We start from the raw sequence: 4,049 nt of genomic DNA, 5'->3' as shown, positions 1-4,049 counted from the left end.
GCCGGCGATAGCGTTCTCAAGGACGCCATCGCCGGCAAGCCGGGCTCCTACAGGTCGTTGAGATCCAGGTCCAAGAGTGCCGAACCCAGGCACTTGCCATGGGCATCCAGCGCCAGCGAACGCGTCACCCCGCCACGCAAAATCCCCGGCAGCACGAAGTTCAACGCCTGCACATTCGGCAATTCATACCGTCGTACCGGCGCCGCCCCTGGCTCCCGCAAGCCCGCGAAGTACTCGGCCACGCGCTCGGCCGTCAGCTGCTCACACAGCAATGGATAATCTTCGGCCCGGTACGCAATGATCGAGATGTTCGACGTATCGCCCTTGTCCCCGGTGCGGGAATGGGCCAGCGTGTGCAGTTTCATGCTTGAATCCTCGGGTTGACCTTATCGCGCGGCAGCAGCAACGACGCCACCGCCACCACCTGCCGCACGCTTTTACTCGCCCCACCGCCACCCGACGGGCCGTTGGTGTAGAGGGTTTCCACCTCATTGCCGACCCGCACCGCCTCGCTGCGCGCTTCACAACGGGCCGCTACGCGCAGGCGCACTTCCCAGGGCTCGACCGTGCTGCGCGGGCCGTGCAGCGAGTCCATGCCAATCAGTTCGGCGCGCACGTCCAGCATCTTCACACCCATCAATTCCAGGCGCTTGAGCACCACATCCCGCGCCAGCTGCGCCCGTGCCACAGCACCAGGCCCGCCGTACGACATCTGCCCCTCGCCAATCCAACCGTCCAGATAACCGACACTGACCTTCAACTGCTCGGGCCGCGCACGTCCGCCCGCGCCCTGGGCACGCACCCGATCAACGCTTTCTTCAACAAAACCGACCTGGGAAAAATCCGCCGTCACATCCGGCGTCAGGTACGCCGCCGGGTCATGCACCTCGTAGATCAATTGCTCGGTACACGTAGCGCGGCTGACGCGACCACCTGAACCGCTGACCTTGGTGATCAAGGCTTCACCGCCTGCAGTGATCTCGGCCAACGGAAAACCCAGGCGCGCCAGGTCATCCACATCCTTCAAACCCGGGTCAGCAAAGTAGCCACCACTCACCTGCCCGGCACACTCAAGCAAATGCCCCACCAGCGTACCGCGCCCCAGGCGCTGCCAATCGTCCTGCGCCCAGCCGAATTCAAACATCTGCGGTGCCAGGAACAGCGAAGGGTCAGCCACGCGACCGGTGATCACCACGTCTGCGTCAGCGTGCAACGCCTGCAGAATGCCGTCGACGCCCAGGTAGGCGTTCGCCGAAAGTAGCCGCTCGCCCAAGGAGCCGACGGTCTGGCCGTTATCCAGCAAAAACTCGGGTTGCAAGACCTGCAATACGTCATCGCCGACCACGGCAACTACTTTGAGAACCAGGCCTAGCGCAGCCGCAATCCGCCGCACTTCATCGGCTGCCGCCACCGGGTTGGCCGCGCCCATATTGGTGATCACCCGCAAGCGTCGGCGCCCTGCCTTCATGCCGACAAAGGGCAGTACGCGGCGCATGCGTTCACTCAGCAGCGGGTCGTAACCGCCCGCTGGGTCGTTGATCCGCGCCTGTTGCGCCAACGCAATGGTGCGTTCGGCCAGGCATTCGAACACCAGGTAATCCAGGTCGCCCTGCTCGGCCAGTTCCACGGCGGGCTCGATACGGTCGCCGGAATAGCCGGCGCCGGAACCGATGCGCAAGGTTTTCATGTCAAATCACTCCCAGGAGCAACGCGGTCAGGGTCATCAACACCGACGCGGCAAACAGAAACGGAATGGTGAAGCGCTGGTGATCGGCCAATTCGATCTTGCACAGGCCCACCAACAGGAAGGTCGCGGGGGTCAGCGGGCTGACCGGGAAACCGGTGGTGTGCACGCCCAGCAAAGAGGCCTGGGCCACTTGCAACGGGTCGACGCCAAGGGCCTTGCCCACTTCGGCAATCACCGGCATCACGCCGAAATAGTAGGAATCGGGATCGAACAGCATGCTCAGCGGCATGGAAATAAAACCCACCACCGCCGGGATCAACTTGCCATGGCCGGCCGGGATCTGCGCCACCGCCACTTCGGCAATCGCCTTGAGCATGCCGGTGCCCTGCATGATGCCGGTGAACACCCCAGCGGCGAGCAGGATGCTGGCCATGGTCAAGGCGGTTTTCGCATGGGCATCGATGCGCGCACGCTGGGCGTCCACATTTGGGTAGTTGATGCACAGCGCCACCACGGTGCCGAGCATGAACATCACCACCGGATCGACCCAGCCGGCGATCATCACCACCATCACCAGCACGGTCAGCACCAGGTTGACCCAGAACAGGTGCGGGCGGCGCAGCTTGATGTCATCGTCGCTGAGCACCCGTTGTGGCACCGCGTCCACCGAGGATCCGGCACCCAGACCCAGGCGTTTTTCCTCACGACGCCCCAGCCACCAGGCGCAGGCAAATACGAAGATCAAACCGACGATCTGCACCGGAATCAATGGCTGGAACAAGTCAGCCACCGGCACATGCAGGGCCGCCGAAGAGCGCAGCACCGGGCCGGTCCACGGCAGGAAGTTGACCCCGGCCGCCATCGCACACACACAGGCGAGGATACGTTTGTCGATGCCCAGCCGCGTATACAGCGGCAACATTGCCGGCACCGTGACCAGGAAGGTCACTGCGCCGGAACCGTCCAGGTGCACCAGCAACGCCAGGGTCGCGGTGCCTACGACAATTCGTGTAGGACGCGTCCCTACCGTGCGCAGGATGCGATCAATGATGGGGTCAAGCATGCCGGCATCGGTCATGATCCCGAAAAACAGGATGGCAAACACGAACATGCCCACCACGGGGGCGACGTTCTTGATACCGGTAATGATGAAGGCGCTGGTTTGCAGGCCAAAACCGCCGAGCAGCGCGGCAATGATCGGCAAGGCGATCAGGGCCACCAGGGGCGAGAGGCGTTTGCTCATGACGGCAGCGAGCAGGCACAGGATGGTGATGACACCCAGGGTTGCGAGCATGGGGTACTCCAGAGCGGCCTTGGTGGCCGGTTATTGTTTTCCCTGGAGTATTGGAAGCGGGTTAGTCTTTGTAAATTGGAATATTCACAGCCTAGTGTTCGGAAAAACAAAATGAAGAACAGCATCCAACACATTCAAGCGTTCCTAGCCGTAGCCCGTACGGGCAGTTTCACCAAGGCCGCCAACGAACTGCACCTGTCACCTTCGGCGCTGACCGTGCAGGTGCAACAGCTGGAAGACTGGCTCGGCGTTGCCCTGCTCGACCGCAGCCCGCGCCATGTCAGCATCACCGCCGCTGGCCTGGACGCCCGTGGGCCCATGGAAAAACTGCTGCTGGACCTGGACAACATCGTTACCGGCTCCCGCGACCTCGCCGCCTTGCGCCGAGGCGTGGTCACCATTGCCGCCCTGCCCTCGGTGTGCGCCGGCACCTTGCCACCCGCGCTGCGCCTGTTCCGCGAGCGTTTTGCCGGGATCGAAGTGCGCCTGCATGACCTGGTGGCCCACCGCATTCACGCCCAGGTGCGGTCCGGCGAAGTGGATTTCGGCATTGGCGTGCGCGCACGGCTCAGCCACGGCCTGGAGTTCGTGCCGGTGCTCAATGATCGCCTGTGTGCATTTGTGCCTGAGGACCACCCCCTCACCCGCCACCGCCAACTGACCCTTGAGCAACTGGCGGACCAGCCGATCATCCTGACCGGGCGCGACAGCAGCGTGCGTGAGCAGGTGGACGGGTTGTTCGATGAGACGCGGTTGACGATGAATGCAGGCATGGAAGCCAACTACATGTCGACGGTGTTGGCCCTGGTGCGTCAGGGATTGGGGATCAGCGTACTGCCGGAGTCGGCGGCGGACAGCCTGGAAGGGTTGAAGCGCATCCCCATCGATCACCCCGGCGTCAACCGGGAGATTGGCTTGATCACTCGCAGCGGGATGGGCTTGAGCCCTGCCGCCCAGCGCTGCTTCGAACTGCTCAATACGCAGTTGCAATCCCTGTAGGAGCCCGGGGGGGGGGGGGGGGGGGGGGGGGGGGGGGGGGGGGGGGGGGGGGGGGGGGGGGGGGGGGGG

The 4,049-nt window shown here is 63.8% G+C and carries 4 protein-coding genes; 1 reads left to right on the top strand and 3 read right to left on the bottom strand.

The features are described 5' to 3' along the window. Positions 1 to 47 precede the first annotated feature (47 nt). The 3 genes from AC07SU_RS14220 to AC07SU_RS14210 are packed head-to-tail and all read right to left on the bottom strand — an operon-like array spanning position 48 to position 2,981. The gene (locus AC07SU_RS14220; protein WP_494997369.1) at positions 48 to 365 is read right to left on the bottom strand and encodes an AtuA-related protein; all 318 of its coding nucleotides are present in this window, start codon (positions 363 to 365) and stop codon (positions 48 to 50) included. Next, positions 362 to 1,687 (bottom strand): acyclic terpene utilization AtuA family protein, encoded by a 1,326-nt coding sequence (locus tag AC07SU_RS14215; RefSeq protein WP_494997368.1) that lies wholly within the window; start codon positions 1,685 to 1,687, stop codon positions 362 to 364. The genes AC07SU_RS14220 and AC07SU_RS14215 overlap by 4 nt, the downstream gene beginning before the upstream one ends. 1 nt (position 1,688) lies before the next feature. After that, positions 1,689 to 2,981 carry a CitMHS family transporter gene (locus AC07SU_RS14210; protein WP_494997367.1) on the bottom strand — a complete coding sequence of 431 codons (1,293 nt, stop codon included), beginning with the start codon at positions 2,979 to 2,981 and terminating at the stop codon, positions 1,689 to 1,691. Between the two features lie 111 nt (positions 2,982 to 3,092). On the opposite strand from AC07SU_RS14210, the gene AC07SU_RS14205 reads away from it, so the two are divergent. Further along, the gene (locus tag AC07SU_RS14205) at positions 3,093 to 3,980 is read left to right on the top strand and encodes a LysR family transcriptional regulator (protein ID WP_494997366.1); all 888 of its coding nucleotides are present in this window, start codon (positions 3,093 to 3,095) and stop codon (positions 3,978 to 3,980) included. Positions 3,981 to 4,049: the final 69 nt, after the last annotated feature.

It is taken from the genome of Pseudomonas sp. GW821-FHT05H12, from assembly GCF_059419385.1.
Note: the sequence above shows the minus strand (reverse complement) of the source record. Positions and strands in the feature narration are given on the sequence as shown.